Genomic DNA, 15,644 nt, shown 5'->3' with positions numbered 1-15,644 from the left:
TAAGGCATTGTTGGCGGTTTTAAGACGCCGAATCAATCCGTAACCTCGAATCGTGCCTTTGTTGCGGCAGGTCTGCGGCAAATTTGCCTTTATGCCCGCAAAAATCTGCCTGCTTTTCGAACATTGAATTTGTGGTGGCGCTAAACTCGGACTTGGTTGCGCTAACTGCGTCAACCCGCCTGTTCATGCCCCAAATGACCGTGATAAGACGCGCCCAGCCGCCGGTTTGCCCGGCTCACTGCCCCAATGGCGCTAACGGCCAAAGCCACGCGCCGCCACAGGAGAAGACACACATGACATCTGGACGGGTTAACCCGCAATTCCGCCTCGAAGATCAGGGCATCGAGGGTCTGGGCAATGTCTATTACAACTTCATGGAACCGGCGCTGATCGAAGAGGCGCTGAAGCGCGGCGAAGGGACACTTGGCAACGGCGGTGCGTTTCTGGTCACCACTGGCAAGTTCACCGGCCGCTCACCCAAGGACAAGCACGTCGTCAAAACCGACAGTGTCGTCGACACCATCTGGTGGGAAAACAACGCTGAAATGAGCCCCGAAGGCTTTGAAGCGCTGTATCAAGACATGCTGGCCCATATGAAAGGCCGCGACTACTTCGTGCAGGATCTCGTCGGCGGTGCTGACCCCGCATACGCGATCAACGTGCGTATGGTCACCGAGCTCGCCTGGCATAATCTTTTCATCCGCCACTTGCTGCGCCGCCCGGATCGCGAGGATCTGGATGATTTCACAGCCGACTTCACCATTATCAACTGCCCCAGCTTCCAGGCCGACCCGGCCAAGCACGGCTGCCGCAGTGAAACGGTGATTGCGCTGAACTTTGATCGTAAGCTGATTCTGATCGGTGGCACCGAATACGCGGGTGAAAACAAGAAATCCGTCTTCACTCTGCTGAACTACATGTTGCCGGAAAAAGGTGTGATGCCGATGCATTGCTCGGCCAACCATGCCGTTGGCAACCCGGTTGATACCGCCGTGTTCTTCGGACTGTCAGGTACAGGCAAGACAACTCTGTCCGCTGACCCCGCCCGAGTGTTGATCGGCGACGACGAACATGGCTGGTCGGATCGCGGCACCTTCAATTTTGAGGGCGGCTGTTACGCCAAGACAATCAACCTCAACGCCGAGGCCGAGCCGGAAATCTACGCGACCACCAGTAAATTCGGCACTGTCATCGAAAACATGGTTTTCGACCCCGAGACCAAAGAGCTGGATTTCGACGACGATTCACTGACTGCCAACATGCGTTGCGCCTATCCGTTGGAGTATATCTCGAACGCGTCCAGCAGCGCTTTGGGCGGCCATCCAAAGAACATCATCATGCTAACCTGTGATGCCTTTGGTGTTCTGCCTCCGATCGCGCGGCTGACCCCGGCGCAGGCGATGTATCATTTCCTGTCGGGCTTCACTTCGAAGGTTGCGGGTACCGAACGTGGTGTGACTGAGCCTCAGCCCACGTTCTCGACCTGCTTTGGCGCGCCGTTCATGCCGCGCCGTCCGGAAGAATACGGTAATCTGTTGCGGGATAAGATCGCCCAGCATGGCGCGACCTGCTGGCTGGTGAACACCGGCTGGACCGGTGGTGCGTATGGCGTAGGAAGCCGGATGCCGATCAAGGCGACCCGCGCATTGTTGACGGCAGCCCTGGATGGTTCGCTGCGCGATGCTGAATTCCGCAAAGACGCCAATTTCGGCTTTGATGTACCGGTTTCCGTACCCGGTGTCGCCGAGGTGCTGTTGGACCCGCGCCGCACTTGGGACGATCAGGCCGCGTTCGACAAACAAGCCGAGAAACTGGTTCAAATGTTTGCCGAAAACTTCGAACAATACCTGCCGTTCATCGACGACGATATCAAAGCCGTAGCGATTGGCTAACGCGGTACCGGATACAGAAACAAGGGGCCTGCGGGCCCCTTTTTCAATTCAGAAACCGCTCGTACAATCTACCCTTAGTTGTATGTTGCAAAAAGCACATACAAGTGCGTTGTTTCAAATTGCGATCTGGGGTACCTGTTAGTTTCGATAAGACGAAAAAGCCCGGCACATCAGCGCCGGGCATTGACTGAAAGGACTTTGTGGAAGCTCACTTGCGTACACTCACAACGCTGGGTTGAGCAACCTAATCAGGCACCTAGTCTAGGTAAAAGGGGATGAGTGTCAACATGGGACTCGCTGGTTTCTGAAAGGACTGGTGTGGCTCATATGGTCGCAGACCGGCGGCAGTTGGCTCAGGAAATTGCAGGTAAGAACATGACAGAAATCTCGAAACTCACCGAACTCCGCAAATTGATGCAAAGCATGGAGCGGACGCTTGGCCTGGAAAAACTATCTCCGGTTGAGCGCGACATTTATTACGCAGCGGAAGAACTCTCAAAATCTGATCAAGAAGTACGCACATTCGGTTTGATCGAACACACATTGGTCCAAAGCGTGTCGCGCCCGACCTTTTTTCGCGCGCTGAAGTCACTGGTTCAAAAAGGCTATCTTTCGCAAAGCGGCAGCGCCAACCGGGGGCGGTATATCGTTAATGCTCCCAGATGACGCCTGTTCAGCACGCACGGCCCAATAATGTCCGTGCGCGCTTGGGCAATTGATACATTTGCGGCCTCATCGGCCTATGTGGCGGCGTCATTCCTGACATTCGCCGTTCTGATGCCTCTTCAGAATATGTATTTCCCGGAATACCCAAGCCGGGCCAGCCTGCTGTTTCTGCCTCATGGCGTGCGGGTTCTTTCCGCATGGCTATTAGGGTGGCGGGCGATCTTTGCCCTGTTACCAGGGGTATTCATAGTCTTTGCTTATCTGGGGGGCACTGACGTTTTCCTACCCAGCCGCCTATTGGCCATTGCCATAGCTGTCACCACAGTTCCGGCAGTGTTCTATCTGTGCAAGGCCGTCGGATGGGACCTGTTCCCGCGTCCTGATCGCAAACCCTGCTGGGCCTGCGTCATGGGTGTCGGCATCATCACATCTTTTCTGGTTTCGGGCCTGACCAATCTGGCTTTCGGCAGTGCAACCGTCGAGTACATTGCCTTTTTGATCGGCGATATCTCGGGCTTGTTCTTCCTGATGCTGGGACTCTACTTTGCGTTCCGCTTCGCCGACAAACGTCGCGGCTGAGACATCAGCCCATCAGGCCGCGTCGCAGCAGGTTTAGTCCAGCCACCAACAACACAAACAGGGTCGCCTTGCGAAAGCTGGCCTGATCGATTCGGTCCTGCAACCTGGTGCCGACCCACATCCCCACCAAGGCAGGAAGGATCAGAATGGCAGAAAACGGAAGCGTTTCTGCCCGCAAGATACCTGACCCCAAATGAGCGGCCAGCAACAGCACTGCCCCAAGCCCATAAATAACGCCCTGAATGCGGATCTGTTCCTTTTTGGGTGTGTTCAAAGCCATCAGATAAGCAACAGTTGGCGGACCCCAAACACCGGACATACCGCCAGCAAAACCTGCAACTCCGCCCACAGCAGCCTCTATACGCGCGGATGGCTGGTTCAATACCAGCCGAACCCCCAAAACCTGAAACAAGCAAAAAACCGAAACCAAACCACCGATCAGAAGCAACGAAACCGAACTGGGGATCATGGTGACAAGCTGCGCGCTGAGAACCAACATGAGGCCCCCGACGATCAGAAAAACCCGAAAGCGCAGGATTGAAGAATACGCGGCCGTTGCGCCGCCGCGCAAAGCTTGTAGCCCGTTTGTCGCGAGAGTTGGCAGGATAAGTCCGGCCAGGGTCAACTCGGGGGTCAGGAATGAATTCAACCCTGACACCATGACCATAGGCATGGCGAAACCAACAATGCCCTTGATCCAACCGGCAGCAAAAGCCACGGCCATAGCAAGCATCAGGTCTTGCGGAGAAAGAATGGAAAACAGGGGCATACCCTCTAGATACCATTTAAGATTCCTTCTGCATTGCAAAAATGATCAGGTAATTTTTGAACTTTTTCGTAGCGTAATAAGTATTTTTGTTGCGCTGCACGTGCAGCATGATATGACCAGACGACCGAGGAAAGGACGCGATTCATGGCCCACGACGGACAAGATATGACCGAGATGACAAAAGCTGCAGTATTGCCCGATCTTCTGGAATTGACCCGTACCGCTGTGCCTGCGGTGGAGGCGGTATTTGAAAAAGCCCGCGAGTCCGTACGCTCTATGGTTACTGCAGATGGGCGCGTCTCGGGCGCCCTGATCGAAGCGAACCAGACGGCTGCGCATGGCCTGGCTTGGCTGGCCACCTACGCTCAATCGCTGCAACAGATGCAACGCTGGGCCGAAGCGCTGCAAGCCGAAGGTAAGTTCGGCGAGGTTGAGCAGCTGCTGCACCAGATCGCTTTTGGCGAATATCTGCATCAGGTCGCTGGCGGCATTCCGATGAACCAGGGCGAAGTTGTACGCCTTCAGGATATGGGGCTGGGCTGGGACGCGTTGTCGGGCTTTCAATCGACCGAAGTTCAAACCCTGATGGCGCAGGCCAATTCTCAGGCTGCGCGCAGCCGCCTGGTTGAACTGATGCAGGACCAGGCCGGTGCCACCATGTTCGGTGCCTCTGGTCTGGACGAAGAACTTGAGATGATCCGCGATCAATTCCGCCGCTATGCGCAGGAAAAGGTCGAACCGCATGCCCATGAATGGCACCTGAAGGATGAGCTGATCCCGCTGGAGATCATCGAGGAACTGGCAGAAATGGGCGTTTTTGGCCTGACCATCCCCGAGGAATTCGGCGGGTTCGGCCTGTCCAAAGCCTCAATGTGCGTGGTGTCCGAAGAATTGTCACGCGGTTATATCGGCGTGGGCTCACTGGGCACCCGGTCCGAGATCGCGGCTGAGCTGATCATCGCAGGCGGCACGGATGAACAGAAAGCCAACTGGTTGCCTAGACTGGCCAGCGCCGAGATCCTGCCCACCGCCGTGTTCACCGAGCCCAACACCGGGTCGGACCTTGGCAGCCTGCGCACGCGCGCTGTGAAGAATGAAAACGGTGACTATAAGATCACCGGCAACAAAACCTGGATCACACATGCAGCGCGGACGCATGTGATGACTCTGCTGGCGCGGACAAACCCAGACAGCACCGACCACCGCGGCCTGTCGATGTTCCTGGCAGAAAAGACCCCTGGCACCGACGAGAACCCATTCCCCACCCCCGGTATGACTGGTGGAGAGATCGAAGTTCTGGGCTATCGCGGCATGAAAGAATACGAGCTAGGCTTTGATGGCTTCCACGTCAAAGGTGAGAACCTGTTGGGCGGCGAAGAAGGCAAAGGTTTCAAGCAGTTGATGGAAACCTTCGAATCTGCCCGCATCCAAACCGCTGCCCGCGCCATCGGCGTGGCGCAAAGCGCGCTGGATATCGCCATGCAGTACGCGATCGACCGCAAGCAGTTCGGGAAATCGCTGATCAACTTCCCTCGTGTGTCCGGCAAGCTGGCAATGATGGCGGTTGAAATCATGATTGCACGTCAGCTGACCTATTTCAGCGCGTGGGAGAAAGACCACGGCCAGCGCTGTGACCTGGAAGCGGGTATGGCCAAGCTGCTGGGTGCTCGAGTGGCTTGGGCCGCTGCCGATAACGGGCTGCAGATTCATGGCGGCAACGGTTTTGCACTGGAATACAAGATCAGTCGCGTTCTGTGTGACGCGCGCATTCTGAATATTTTCGAAGGGGCTGCCGAGATTCAAGCGCAGGTCATCGCACGCCGGCTGCTTGGCTAACGGTTTACGGCACCCCGTTTCCCCAACTGACCCGGCCATTGCGCCGGGTCTTTTTCTTTGTGTGGTGACTTTCCTGACAACACCGTCCACAATTCTTCGATGAGCACAAAACGGAATGCATACGGCGCACCACCGCGCACAGGTTCACAACTCTGCAAACTTCCCCTTTGCATCTGTTTTGGTCACCAGTAGAGCACCGAGCGAAACCAAACCCATCCGAGTGAGGGTGAACAAAATATGACCCAACGGATTATTGCGCTTTGGGCGATTCTTGCAGCATTTGTGCTGGGTGGTTGCACCGTTAGTCAGCCAACCGCCACCCAAAGCGATATCGATGCGCTGGCAGAAGCCATCCTGTCACTCGGGCCTCAGGTTAGTCCCGTCGAAGCGCAACAGGCCGCCGCGATCTCGTACACGTATTCTCAGCAGTTGGCGCGGGAATGGAACATCACGGATCCAGCCATCATCCACAACGCCAAGATCGCAAACGGCTTTCGCGAGTATGGCTTGTGCAATGACTGGGCGCAGGCCATGACCGCGCGGTTGCGGCAGGAAAATTTCGACACGCTTGATTTGCATTGGGTCACGTCTCCGCCGACGCAGTTTCGCATTATACACCATTCGGCGTTGATCAGCGCCAAGGGGGATTCGATGCATGACGGGATCATCCTGGATCCCTGGCGCAACAGCGGCGCGCTGTATTGGGCACCCGTGCGTGAGGACACTAAATACAACTGGAGGCCACGCCTTGAGGTGCGAGAGGAATTGTTGAGCGGCGCGATCCCCTATTGAGGTTTTCCCACCCAATAAAATTGATTAAGACCCTATGATGACCCGCCTTATCCTTACGTTGCCCCTACTCGCCTTGTTCCAATGCGAAAAGGATGAAACCGTCGCCGCCTATGGCGCGGCGGGGCAAACATGGGTCCTGCAGGAAATCGATGGGCAGCCCTATGAAGCCAGCGCGTTGCTCCGGTTTCCCGAAGAAGGGAAAATCAACGGAAACGCCCCCTGCAACAGTTACAACGGCACACTGAATGCGCCCTACCCTTGGTTCGAGATCCAAGACCTGAGCGCCACGCGGGCCGCTTGCGCTGGGCTTGAAGCCGAAGGTATTTATTTTGCCGCCCTGATGGCCATGACCCAGTCCGAAGTATCGGGCAACGTGCTGATCCTACGTAATGAGGCGGGGCACGAGATGGTTTTCAAAGCCGCCGAGTGACCTGATCCACAAACCGCGCCCTGGCTTCGGGCAAAGGATTGTGCCCAAGCGACGGTGCAACACGATTTTCCAGGAAATAGCCCGTCGTGCGCAGGGCTTCCGCGACCTCAAGATCGGGTGCCATACCCTCGCCCCTTAGGCAGGGTGGCAGCGGCAAAAGCTTGTCTGCCCACTCCCCGGCCCCATTTGCACTCACAGCGCGGCCCGTCTTAGGTGATACGTAAACCAGACCTTCGGTCGCGCCAGTCACGGCACAGGCCGTCAGATCAAGGCCAAAACCCAGTTCGTCCAGCAACGCCAATTCCCATCTCAGATATGCCAATGGCCAGATCTCATCCTGACCCAGCAGGTCCATCAACTGTTCCGTCCTCGCATAAAGCTCCGGATGTGGTTCGCGTTCAGGCAGACAAAATGACAATAGTGAAACAACTGCATTGAGCCCGGACAAGGCTAGCCGCCCTGAAAACGCCGCCGCCGCGCGGGACCGCAAAGGTTCGACTTGAAAGGTGCCGATGTGTTCTTCCAAACGAGCACGCCACAGTACGTCCAATTGCGCGCCAGGTTGCAATATGGGTGCGATCTTGCGACTGGTTCCGCCGCGCACCACACCGGCGTGACGACCGTGCGCCTCGGTGAAGACCTCGATTATCGCCGCTGTTTCACCATGGCGTCGAGAAGTCAGGAGTATGCCGTGATCGCGCCAGTCCAAAATTCGACCTTACTTTTGGTTAAGTTGGACCGCAGAAAATCCGAAGCGGGACAGGCACGCAAGGGCGTAAACTCTTCTAAATCTCCTGAGACGGATGTTCTTTTTTCAAACCGCCATAGTTTTGCGACTTCGCGCCAGACGGCTTGTACGTGATCACCCACGCCCCAATTGCAGTTCAAACAGAAGGGGCCGCGCTATGACTGATGACGAACCACAACCCGTCGCCTTTTACGACGAACACAAAATCTGGACACCTGATCCAACAGCTGCCGATATGCAGGTCTATGACACCTTTGCCTCGGCCGTTGTGGATCTATTGCAGGTGTTGGATGATAACAAACCCATGTTGTCGAGGGACGTCTACGCACGCTTTTTTGCGTCCCTTCTGCATCTGTCCAGAGTGTTGGGCGAATATGAAGATGGATGGAGCCGGGGAAAATAGCTCAGTCAGTGACTGTCAATAAACTGTTGGGCTAATACCCAAGGTCGTACTGCGCCTGTGGCATTTCAAGAAACACGTTGCACCAGCGTAACTCGGGCATTAATGTTCTCTATATGTTCCATTAGAGGATTTCAGAAATGTCACTTAACTATGTCATGATCGGTTCAAACGACGTTGTTAACGCGCGCACGTATTATGACGCGGTTGTGTCCAGCATAGGCGGCAAAGTCGTCGCCGAATATATGCCTCATGCCGTCTGCTACGAACTGCGAGGCGGTGGATGCATGTGGGTAGCGACGCCGTTCAACCAACAGGCCGCCACTGTTGGAAATGGTAATATGATTGGCCTTGCGTGCCAAAGCAAAGAAGAAGTGAAAGAAGCACATGCAGCCGCTTTGGCCAATGGCGGAACAAACGAAGGTGATCCGGGCGATCGCCCGCGATACGGCCCCAATTTCTTCGGCGCCTACGCGCGCGACCCGGATGGAAACAAGATGAGTTTTGTTTACCTTGGTGAAGACGGCTGACTGCTCAAACCAAGTTTTGCATCGGCTTTACAGTCTGAGAGAGAGTTTACTCCAACCCCTCTTCATCCAGTAAATGCCGTCCTTGCCGGTCCTCGACCTCGATCACCCAGAGGTCAGGATCAAAGCTGCGTTGTTTGGTAATGGCGGTGTCCACATCCGTCTCAGTCCCGCTGGACAGTTCGACCCATTTGCGCGCGCCGGACATTAGGTCAAAGCTGCGTTGAAAAGCAATTGCCTGCCCGTCCAGCGTATTGAGCTTCACCAGAACGGCCCCAGCCGTGTCGTCACCATGGGCCACAACAAACGCCGGGATTTCCTGAAACCGAAGCCGCGCCAGATAGGCATGGACCCAGAATTCAGCAGTTAGCCGGGTCATGCGTTGCCGTCTTTGAAGTCCAGACCCATTTCTGAATACCGCTCGGACTCTTCCAACCAGTTGGGCCGGACTTTCACTTGCAGAAACAGGTGAATCTTACGGTCCAGGAATTCTTCCAACTCGGCCCGCGCCGCTTGACTGACCGCTTTGATTGTCTCGCCGCGCTTGCCCAGAACGATGCCCTTGTGGCCGTCGCGCATGACGTAAATGACCTGATCGATCTTTGCCGAACCGTCTTTACGCTCTTCCCAGTTTTCAGTCTCGACAGTCAGCTGGTACGGCAGTTCCTGATGCAGGCGCAGGGTCAGTTTTTCGCGTGTCATTTCAGCCGCGATCATGCGCAAAGGCAGATCGGCGATCTGATCTTCGGGATAAAGCCACGGACCTTCGGGCAGCTCCCCGGCCAGCCATTTGCGCAAATCGTCTACACCATGGCCCTTTTCGGCCGAGATCATGAAGGTCTCGGCAAACGGATAGCGGGCGTTCAGGTCGCTGGTCAGCGCCAGCAGTTTTTCGGACGGCACCTTGTCGATCTTGTTGATCGCCAGCGCGATGGTCCGGCCTTGCCCGATCTCGTCCAGACCTTCGAGGATGCGTTCAACCCCTTCGGTGATACCGCGATGCGCCTCGACCATAAGCACAACAACATCCGCATCCGCGGCCCCACCCCAGGCGGCAGCGACCATGGCGCGGTCCAAGCGGCGGCGGGGTTTGAACAGGCCCGGCGTGTCGACAAACACCAGCTGCGCGTCACCCTCCATCGCGACGCCACGAATGCGCGCGCGCGTGGTTTGCACCTTATGCGTCACGATCGAGACCTTGGCCCCGACCATGCGGTTCAAAAGGGTGGATTTGCCCGCATTGGGCTCTCCGATCAGGGCGATAAATCCGGCGCGTGTGGTCATATATCTGGCGTTCCTGTGTGCAATTGCGCTCTGCTATAGCAGAAAGGGCCTGCGGGCCAGAGGGATTTGTCGCATTGCAGCCATGCATCAGCAGTGGCAGGACTTGCAAAGACACCCAGCCGTTCCCAGCCCGGTGACACATCCGTTCAGTGAGGTTCTTATGAAACGTCGCGAGTTTCTTCTTGGAAGCGGTGCTGCCGCTGGCGTGGCCGGTTTAGGCGGTTTGTCCATGGCAGCCACTGTTTCCGCACAAGAGCTGGTGCTGCAGCCGGCCAACTACAGGTTGCGCGATCAACTGACCACCGGGATGGTCAGCCTGTCGCCGGACGCACCGCCACAGGTTCTTTATGGAAAGCAGGGTCAGAGGATGCGGCTGACGGTGCGCAATACTCTGCCCGACTATACCGCGATGCACTGGCACGGATTGCGCATCGCCAACGAAATGGACGGCGTGCCCTACCTGACCCAAATGCCCATCGGCGAAGGCGAGAGCTTTGCTTATGAATTCACGCCACCGGATGCCGGGACGTACTGGTATCACCCGCATTGCATGACGATGGACCAGATGGCCCACGGCCTGACCGGTGTCATGGTGATTGCCGAGCCCGAAAACCCCGGCTTTGACAGTGAGCAAGTGATCAATCTGCGCGATTTCCGGCTGGATGAAGAGGGTGCGTTTCTGCCCGCTTACACAGCGCGCGGCGCTGCGCGTAGCGGTACGTTTGGCAATATACAGACTGCAAACTGGCTGACCGAAGCTGTGTATGATCATGCGGCGGGCAGTCTTGTGCGGCTGCGCGTGGTCAACACTGACACAACCCGCATCTACAAACTGCATCTTGAAGGGGCTGAGGCCCGGATCATCGCATGGGACGGGCATCCGGTTGAGGTTGACCTGGCTCTACCCACAGCGGACGCGCCCCTTTGGATGGGGCCCGGACAGCGTGTGGATCTAGCGGTTCGGATGCCTGATGGAGAAGGTCAATCTGCAGCCTTGATGGCGAAGTTTCCCGGACAAAAACCCCGAGCAATGGCGCGTTTGCGGGCAACAGGGCAATCAGAAGCCCGCACGTTGCAAGAGCTGCATCCCTTGCCTGCAAACCCTGTACAGCGACCCAATCTGGATCAGGCAGAGCTGCACGAGTTCGTATTCGGTTGGACGCCCGAAGGAGGTGCCCCAAACGACGGGTTTTGCGGGTCGCTGGGTTATAGCTTTTGGTCCATCAACCGCACACCCTGGCCCGGGGATGCAGCACAAGGGACCGGACCGTTGGCCGTGCTGAAGCAGGGTAAAAGTTATGTTCTGCGAATGCGCAATGAATCACCGAACCTGCATCCGATCCACCTGCACGGGTTGGCGTTTGTGCCGTTGAAGTCGAACCTGCGCAAGCTGCCGCCATTGATGACCGATACGTTTCTTCTGTTGAAAGATGAAGTGGTCGAAATTGCGCTGGTTGCCGACAATCCCGGCGACTGGGCGTTTCATTGTCATGTGATCGAGCATCAGAAAACCGGGCTGGCCGGGTTCATCCGGGTGGTTTAAGGACAAGTTAAGCGTTGCCAGTCCGAAAGAAAGGGGGCCAGCCCCCTCGCCCGGATTTCATCCGGGCTCACCCCCGAGATATTTTTGGCCAGATGAAGTGGATCCGGTCAGGCGCGGTAGATCACTGCGGCAGGGAGGACAACAAAGCTTTAGCCGCCGCCTGCTCGGCTTGTCGCTTGGATCCCGCAGTGGCTTGTGCCTCGGTTCCGTCCTGAAGACGGGCAGCAATGGTGAAGATCGGCGCATGGTCAGGGCCGCTGCGTTTGATCTCGACATATGAGGGCGGTTTTTGGCCACGGGCCTGCGCCCATTCCTGCAACGACGTTTTGGCGTCGCGCGCGTCAGCCTCGACCGTGTGGATGCGGTCGCCCCAAAGGGCCAGGATGACATCGCGCGCAGCCTCGAACCCTGCGTCGCGGTAAATTGCGGCAATCACGGCTTCCATTGCGTCGCCCAACAGGGCTTGTTTGCGGCGGCCACCAGATAACATCTCGGACCGGCCCAGCTTCAGCACCCCGCCAAGATCGATCTGGCGGGCCACATCGGCGCAGGCCTCTTTCCGGACCAGCGCGTTGAACCGGGGGGCCAATTGGCCTTCGGATGCTGTTTTGTCGGCCTCAAGCAAAGCCGTTGCCATGACAAGGCCCAGAACGCGGTCGCCCAGAAATTCGAGCCGTTGATTGTCGGGCCGAGTGGACGACGAGACCGAACCATGGGTCAGCGCACGTACCAGCAATTCAGGATTGGCGAACTCATACCCCAAACGCTGCTGGAACGCCTTTATTTCAGCCGAAAGCTTCAATTGACCGCCTTGAAAAACCGATCACCGCGCCAAGTCCAGAAGAACAGCATCGACCGGCCAGCAGATGAGAACATGATGCGATCAGCCCGACCAATCAGGTTTTCGTAAGGCACGTAGCCTACGCCACCCGCAGACTGGGGAAGGCGGCTATCGGCAGAGTTGTCGCGGTTGTCACCCATAAAGAAGTAGTGGCCTTCGGGCACGTTGTAGATGCCGGTGTTGTCCGACCCCTGATTCCCGATATTCAGCACATCATACGATACGCCGTTGGGCAAAGTTTCAATCAGGCGCGATTTTTCGCATGCGCCACCGATGCCAACGGGCCCGTTTTCACAGCGCGGACGCAGACGTTGCGGGCCTTGCGGCGCGGCAACTTCAGTGAAGACGCCATCGGGTTGCTGTGGAACCGGAACATCGTTCAGGATGATCTGACCTTCCCGAACCTGAATACGATCACCCGGCAGACCAATCAGACGCTTGATATAGTCGCGGCCCGTGACCGGATGGCGGAAAACGATGACATCGCCGCGCTCGGGCTCACCGCCCCAAATGCGGCTGTCACCGTCACGCTGCATCCAGCCGCAGATATCTTCGGCATCTACATTCAGACCAACGCTGGGGATGATCAAGCTGGGACAGGACGCGTAGGAATACCCATAGGTCATCTTGTTTACGAAAAGGAAATCACCGATCAGCAGCGTTTCCTTCATCGAGCCCGAGGGGATCCAGAATGGCTGAAAGAAGAGGGTGCGGAATACGCCCGCGATCAGCAGAGCATAGACGACGGTTTTGATCGTCTCCCAAACGGGATTTCCGGTTTTGGCTTCCTCGGCCATACTGCTCTCTCCAGTCTATGCGTGGTTGGGGTGCTACATGCGGGTCAGGTGGGGGCAAGTCAAGGCTGCGCGGGCGCTTCTTGAAGCGGACGGGCCTCGATCACCACAAAGGCTTGCGCCCAGGGATGGTCATCGGTCAGCGTCACGTGGATGATCGCCTCGTGCCCGTCTGGGGTCATTTCCTTAAGACGCTCGGCAGCCCAGCCGGTGACATGCATAACAGGCTGGCCTGTACGTAGATTGGTGACAGCCATATCCTTCCATGCGATGCCCATGCGCAGTCCGGTGCCCAGCGCCTTAGAGCACGCCTCTTTCGCCGCCCAGCGCTTGGCATAGGTGCCAGCTGTATCGTGGCGGCGCTCGGCTTTGCGCTGTTCGGTATCAGTAAAGACACGATTGCGGAACCGGTCGCCGAAGCGATCAAGCGTGCCTTGGATGCGGTCGATGTTTGCGAGGTCTGTGCCGATGCCAAGGATCATGACAACCGCACCGTCAATATCTTGTAGCTCGCCACCCCAAAGAAACCCGCAAAGGCGAAATCGAACCAGCGGCGGGCGCGGCGGTAGGCGCGGACCATACGCTCGGATGAAAACAGAAACGCGTACCCGATGAAAATCAGCAGCGATCCGGCATAAAGCATGGCGAAATAGCCCAGCAGCGTCGACAGGCTGGCATCGTTGGGGGCGACAATGGCATAGATCGAGCCCCAGCTGAGGATCGCTTTGGGGTTGGTCAGGTGGATCGCCGCACCTTTGGCAAAGATCGTCGGCAGCGAACCCGTGACAGGTTTGCCCAATGCAACCTCGTCCGAGGTCATCGCGCGGCGCAGGGCCTTGAAGGCCAGCCAGCCAAGATAGGCGACACCGATGTACCGGATCACCTCGAACACCCAGACATTGGCCAGCATGATCGCCGACAAACCCAGCGCAGCGGCTATGCCCCAAGCAGCAGATCCGGCACAGATGCCCAGCGCAAAGACCAGACCGGCGCGGCGGCCTTCGTTCATCGCAGTTCCGGCAATACCCATCGTGGCAGGCCCCGGAGAGCCGCCAGCCATCAGCCAGGCCAGCCAGATGGCGACAAAGCCGGGCGTGATCACGCGCGGGCCTCGCCCATCAGGCGGCGCATTTCCTGAATGGCGGGGGTGAGGCCCAGAAAGATCGATTCACCAATCAGGAAGTGACCGATATTCAGCTCTTTCACCTCGGGGAAGGCGGCAATCGGTTGTACGGTGTCATAGGTCAGGCCGTGACCCGCATGAACCTCAAGACCCAGAGAGTGGGCAAATGTGGACATTTGGCGTAGCGCCTCAAGCTCGCGGGCGGCGTCTTCCATACGGCCTTCGGCATGTGCATCGCAATAAGCGCCGGTGTGCAGCTCGATCACCTCTGCACCAATGCGGTGCGCGGCCTCGATCTGGCGTTGATCGGCAGCAATGAAGATCGACACGCGGCAGCCGACGTCGCGCAGGGGCGCGATGAAATGGGCCAGTTTGTTCTCCTCGCGCGCAACTTCCAGACCGCCTTCTGTGGTGCGCTCCTCGCGCTTTTCCGGGACGATGCAAACCGCATGGGGTTTGTGGCGCAGAGCAATTTTCTGCATCTCGTCTGTTGCGGCCATTTCAAAGTTCAATGGCACCGACAGAACCTCCATCAGCCCGTCGATGTCAGCGTCCGAGATATGGCGACGGTCTTCGCGCAGGTGGGCAGTGATGCCGTCGGCTCCTGCCTCTTCCGCCAGTTTGGCGGCGCGCAGCGGATCGGGATAGGCCCCACCCCGTGCATTTCGCACGGTGGCGACGTGATCGATGTTCACACCCAGACGCAGATCGTTCTCAGACATCTCTCGATTCCTTTTTCAGTTTCGCGGCGGAGCCTAGTGGCTTTGCCTCAGGAACGGCAGTCGATTTTTCAGCCAAACGTTTGATTTCCTCAAACTTCGCTTTGATCCTGGCGCGGCGGCGTTGTTGATAGGTGAGGATCAGCGGCAGGCTGAGGTAATAGCAGATCACACCGGCCACAATGCCGGGAATGATGCCGCCAATCATATAGGGGAAAAAGACGTCGTCGTAGAACTGGTCCAGCCCACGCCAATCAGCCACGCGGTCGGTGAACAAGGCCAGAAAGTTGTTCTTGAGGTCACCGATTGCATCGGCGAACTTCCCCATCAGCCCCTGAGTGTCACCCTCTTCGTATTTGGTGCCCAAAAGAAAATGCCCGGTTTGAAGGCAGATGACACCGATTGGCACGTAAGTGAGTGGATTTCCAAAAAACGTACCGCTGAGCGCGGCCAGGATATTCCCCTTGATCAGGCGCGCACCAATGGCCGCGACCAGAAAATGCAGCCCATAGAACGGGGTAAAGGCTGCGAAGACCCCCGCGCCGATACCACGCGCAATTCGGTCAGGGGTGTCGGGCAGACGGCGGACACGATGTTTGACATAGTGAAAAGCGCGGGTCCACCCGCCACGCGGATAGACAAACTCCGACGCGACTTGGACAGCAGAGCGTCGGTCTCGGCGCTTGAATACCACGCGTGAT

19 protein-coding genes are annotated in these 15,644 nt (G+C 57.3%); 9 read left to right on the top strand and 10 right to left on the bottom strand.

Features of this window, described 5'->3' with window-relative positions; all coding sequences use genetic code 11:
- Positions 1-293: 293 nt before the first annotated feature.
- The 3 genes from GOV90_RS19485 to GOV90_RS19475 all read left to right on the top strand — a co-directional run bounded on the left by GOV90_RS19485 (position 294) and on the right by GOV90_RS19475 (position 3,137).
- Positions 294-1,892 carry a phosphoenolpyruvate carboxykinase gene (locus GOV90_RS19485; protein WP_171096074.1) on the top strand — a complete coding sequence of 533 codons (1,599 nt, stop codon included), beginning with the start codon at positions 294-296 and terminating at the stop codon, positions 1,890-1,892.
- A gap of 279 nt (positions 1,893-2,171) precedes the next feature.
- Positions 2,172-2,558 (top strand): hypothetical protein, encoded by a 387-nt coding sequence (locus GOV90_RS19480; RefSeq protein WP_256367976.1) that lies wholly within the window; start codon positions 2,172-2,174, stop codon positions 2,556-2,558.
- A gap of 27 nt (positions 2,559-2,585) precedes the next feature.
- Positions 2,586-3,137, top strand: coding sequence for a hypothetical protein (locus tag GOV90_RS19475; RefSeq protein ID WP_171096076.1), 552 nt, complete (start codon positions 2,586-2,588; stop codon positions 3,135-3,137).
- Positions 3,138-3,141: 4 nt separating this feature from the next.
- Here GOV90_RS19475 and GOV90_RS19470 read toward each other — a convergent pair whose 3' ends face one another.
- Positions 3,142-3,906 carry a sulfite exporter TauE/SafE family protein gene (locus GOV90_RS19470; protein ID WP_171096078.1) on the bottom strand — a complete coding sequence of 255 codons (765 nt, stop codon included), beginning with the start codon at positions 3,904-3,906 and terminating at the stop codon, positions 3,142-3,144.
- Positions 3,907-4,050: 144 nt separating this feature from the next.
- Here GOV90_RS19470 and GOV90_RS19465 point away from each other — a divergent pair, with 144 nt between their 5' ends.
- The 3 genes from GOV90_RS19465 (at position 4,051) to GOV90_RS19455 (ending at position 6,964) form a co-directional block, all read left to right on the top strand.
- Positions 4,051-5,742, top strand: coding sequence for an acyl-CoA dehydrogenase family protein (locus GOV90_RS19465; protein WP_171096080.1), 1,692 nt, complete (start codon positions 4,051-4,053; stop codon positions 5,740-5,742).
- Between the two features lie 237 nt (positions 5,743-5,979).
- On the top strand, positions 5,980-6,534 hold the full coding sequence (locus GOV90_RS19460) for a hypothetical protein (protein WP_171096082.1): 555 nt from the start codon (positions 5,980-5,982) through the stop codon (positions 6,532-6,534).
- A 37-nt stretch (positions 6,535-6,571) separates the two neighbouring features.
- The gene (locus GOV90_RS19455) at positions 6,572-6,964 is read left to right on the top strand and encodes an META domain-containing protein (protein ID WP_171096084.1); all 393 of its coding nucleotides are present in this window, start codon (positions 6,572-6,574) and stop codon (positions 6,962-6,964) included.
- Here the strand turns inward: GOV90_RS19455 and recO are convergent.
- Positions 6,948-7,673, bottom strand: coding sequence for a DNA repair protein RecO (gene recO / locus GOV90_RS19450; protein WP_171096086.1), 726 nt, complete (start codon positions 7,671-7,673; stop codon positions 6,948-6,950). The genes GOV90_RS19455 and recO overlap by 17 nt on opposite strands.
- A 196-nt stretch (positions 7,674-7,869) precedes the next feature.
- Between recO and GOV90_RS19445 the strand changes: the two genes are divergently transcribed.
- Together GOV90_RS19445 and GOV90_RS19440 are read left to right on the top strand one after the other, a co-directional pair.
- Positions 7,870-8,115 carry a hypothetical protein gene (locus tag GOV90_RS19445; RefSeq protein ID WP_171096088.1) on the top strand — a complete coding sequence of 82 codons (246 nt, stop codon included), beginning with the start codon at positions 7,870-7,872 and terminating at the stop codon, positions 8,113-8,115.
- A gap of 137 nt (positions 8,116-8,252) precedes the next feature.
- Positions 8,253-8,642, top strand: a complete 390-nt coding sequence (locus GOV90_RS19440; protein WP_171096090.1) for a VOC family protein — start codon at positions 8,253-8,255, stop codon at positions 8,640-8,642.
- 46 nt (positions 8,643-8,688) lie between these two features.
- Here GOV90_RS19440 and GOV90_RS19435 read toward each other — a convergent pair whose 3' ends face one another.
- Positions 8,689-9,018, bottom strand: a complete 330-nt coding sequence (locus tag GOV90_RS19435; protein WP_171096093.1) for a DUF1491 family protein — start codon at positions 9,016-9,018, stop codon at positions 8,689-8,691.
- Positions 9,015-9,923, bottom strand: coding sequence for a GTPase Era (gene era, locus GOV90_RS19430; protein ID WP_171096095.1), 909 nt, complete (start codon positions 9,921-9,923; stop codon positions 9,015-9,017). The genes GOV90_RS19435 and era overlap by 4 nt, the downstream gene beginning before the upstream one ends.
- 160 nt (positions 9,924-10,083) lie before the next feature.
- On the opposite strand from era, the gene GOV90_RS19425 reads away from it, so the two are divergent.
- Positions 10,084-11,466 (top strand): multicopper oxidase family protein, encoded by a 1,383-nt coding sequence (locus GOV90_RS19425; RefSeq protein ID WP_171096097.1) that lies wholly within the window; start codon positions 10,084-10,086, stop codon positions 11,464-11,466.
- 121 nt (positions 11,467-11,587) lie between these two features.
- Here the strand turns inward: GOV90_RS19425 and rnc are convergent, their stop codons facing one another.
- Genes rnc through GOV90_RS19395 form a run of 6 tightly spaced genes read right to left on the bottom strand, consistent with a single transcriptional unit; the run spans position 11,588 to position 15,637 of the window.
- Positions 11,588-12,268, bottom strand: a complete 681-nt coding sequence (gene rnc / locus GOV90_RS19420) for a ribonuclease III (protein ID WP_171096099.1) — start codon at positions 12,266-12,268, stop codon at positions 11,588-11,590.
- Positions 12,265-13,104 carry a signal peptidase I gene (gene lepB / locus GOV90_RS19415; protein ID WP_171096101.1) on the bottom strand — a complete coding sequence of 280 codons (840 nt, stop codon included), beginning with the start codon at positions 13,102-13,104 and terminating at the stop codon, positions 12,265-12,267. The genes rnc and lepB overlap by 4 nt, the downstream gene beginning before the upstream one ends.
- 59 nt (positions 13,105-13,163) lie before the next feature.
- Positions 13,164-13,583 carry a holo-ACP synthase gene (gene acpS / locus GOV90_RS19410; protein ID WP_171096103.1) on the bottom strand — a complete coding sequence of 140 codons (420 nt, stop codon included), beginning with the start codon at positions 13,581-13,583 and terminating at the stop codon, positions 13,164-13,166.
- Positions 13,580-14,203 carry a LysE family translocator gene (locus GOV90_RS19405; protein WP_171096105.1) on the bottom strand — a complete coding sequence of 208 codons (624 nt, stop codon included), beginning with the start codon at positions 14,201-14,203 and terminating at the stop codon, positions 13,580-13,582. The genes acpS and GOV90_RS19405 overlap by 4 nt, the downstream gene beginning before the upstream one ends.
- Positions 14,200-14,946, bottom strand: a complete 747-nt coding sequence (locus GOV90_RS19400) for a pyridoxine 5'-phosphate synthase (protein WP_171096106.1) — start codon at positions 14,944-14,946, stop codon at positions 14,200-14,202. Before GOV90_RS19400 ends, GOV90_RS19405 begins: the two co-directional genes overlap by 4 nt.
- A complete protein-coding gene (locus GOV90_RS19395) occupies positions 14,939-15,637 on the bottom strand; it encodes a DUF2062 domain-containing protein (protein ID WP_171096108.1) in 699 nt (232 codons plus the stop codon). Before GOV90_RS19395 ends, GOV90_RS19400 begins: the two co-directional genes overlap by 8 nt.
- Positions 15,638-15,644 lie beyond the last annotated feature (7 nt).

It is taken from the genome of Ruegeria sp. HKCCA5929 (genome assembly GCF_013034525.1).
In the GTDB taxonomy this organism is placed as follows: domain Bacteria; phylum Pseudomonadota; class Alphaproteobacteria; order Rhodobacterales; family Rhodobacteraceae; genus Ruegeria.
Note: the sequence above shows the minus strand (reverse complement) of the source record. Positions and strands in the feature narration are given on the sequence as shown.

What these genes read in the sequence shown, in the direction of transcription:
- GOV90_RS19485 (WP_171096074.1), top strand. Translation starts at nt 294, where the DNA reads ATGACATCTGGACGGGTTAACCCGCAATTCCGCCTCGAAGATCAGGGC.
- GOV90_RS19475 (WP_171096076.1), top strand. Translation starts at nt 2,586, where the DNA reads ATGTCCGTGCGCGCTTGGGCAATTGATACATTTGCGGCCTCATCGGCC.
- GOV90_RS19470 (WP_171096078.1), bottom strand. Translation starts at nt 3,906, where the DNA reads ATGCCCCTGTTTTCCATTCTTTCTCCGCAAGACCTGATGCTTGCTATG.
- GOV90_RS19465 (WP_171096080.1), top strand. Translation starts at nt 4,051, where the DNA reads ATGGCCCACGACGGACAAGATATGACCGAGATGACAAAAGCTGCAGTA.
- GOV90_RS19460 (WP_171096082.1), top strand. Translation starts at nt 5,980, where the DNA reads ATGACCCAACGGATTATTGCGCTTTGGGCGATTCTTGCAGCATTTGTG.
- GOV90_RS19455 (WP_171096084.1), top strand. Translation starts at nt 6,572, where the DNA reads ATGACCCGCCTTATCCTTACGTTGCCCCTACTCGCCTTGTTCCAATGC.
- GOV90_RS19445 (WP_171096088.1), top strand. Translation starts at nt 7,870, where the DNA reads ATGACTGATGACGAACCACAACCCGTCGCCTTTTACGACGAACACAAA.
- GOV90_RS19440 (WP_171096090.1), top strand. Translation starts at nt 8,253, where the DNA reads ATGTCACTTAACTATGTCATGATCGGTTCAAACGACGTTGTTAACGCG.
- GOV90_RS19435 (WP_171096093.1), bottom strand. Translation starts at nt 9,018, where the DNA reads ATGACCCGGCTAACTGCTGAATTCTGGGTCCATGCCTATCTGGCGCGG.
- era (WP_171096095.1), bottom strand. Translation starts at nt 9,923, where the DNA reads ATGACCACACGCGCCGGATTTATCGCCCTGATCGGAGAGCCCAATGCG.
- GOV90_RS19425 (WP_171096097.1), top strand. Translation starts at nt 10,084, where the DNA reads ATGAAACGTCGCGAGTTTCTTCTTGGAAGCGGTGCTGCCGCTGGCGTG.
- lepB (WP_171096101.1), bottom strand. Translation starts at nt 13,104, where the DNA reads ATGGCCGAGGAAGCCAAAACCGGAAATCCCGTTTGGGAGACGATCAAA.
- acpS (WP_171096103.1), bottom strand. Translation starts at nt 13,583, where the DNA reads ATGATCCTTGGCATCGGCACAGACCTCGCAAACATCGACCGCATCCAA.
- GOV90_RS19400 (WP_171096106.1), bottom strand. Translation starts at nt 14,946, where the DNA reads ATGTCTGAGAACGATCTGCGTCTGGGTGTGAACATCGATCACGTCGCC.